1 protein-coding gene is annotated in these 512 nt (G+C 60.4%); it reads left to right on the top strand.

What is annotated here, in order from left to right; translation table 11 throughout:
* Positions 1-112: 112 nt before the first annotated feature.
* Positions 113-512: IS110 family transposase (locus H0241_RS35315; protein ID WP_181062299.1), on the top strand; the 400-nt coding region annotated here is incomplete at its 3' end.

Raw genomic sequence — 512 nt, 5'->3', positions numbered from 1 at the left:
CCGAGAACCGGAGCGGAGCGTACTTAAGTCCGTGTTGGGGTGGACGGCCCCCGACGGCATCGCAATGTGCCAGAATGAGGTCGTTGCAAATCTCAAACAAGGGAGACCGTCCGTGGATAAACTTATTCGCATTGGCATGGATACGTCAAAGAGCGTTTTCCAGTTGCATGGCGTGAACGAAGCTGAGCAGCCGGTGCTGCGCAAGAAGCTACGGCGCAATCAGGTGCTTGCCTTCTTTGCCGGGCTTTCGCCGCTGAAGATTGGCATGGAGGCTTGCGGCGCGGCGCACTACTGGGCGCGGGAATTGCGCGCGCTGGGCCATGAAGTGGTGTTGCTGCCGCCGCGGTATGTGAAGCCCTATGTCAAACGCTCCAAATCGGATGCCGCCGATGCGCAGGCAATCTGCGAGGCCATGAGCCGGCCAGATATGCGTTTCGTTCCCACCAAGAGCGCCGCTCAGCAGGGATCGCAAATGCTGGCGAAACTGCGCGCGCAGTTCATCGGCCGGCGCA

Origin of the sequence: Mesorhizobium neociceri (assembly GCF_013520985.1) — a bacterium.
In the GTDB taxonomy this organism is placed as follows: Bacteria; Pseudomonadota; Alphaproteobacteria; order Rhizobiales; family Rhizobiaceae; genus Mesorhizobium; species Mesorhizobium neociceri.
The sequence above is the reverse complement of the archived record's forward strand: the minus strand, read 5'-3'. Positions and strand labels throughout refer to the sequence as shown.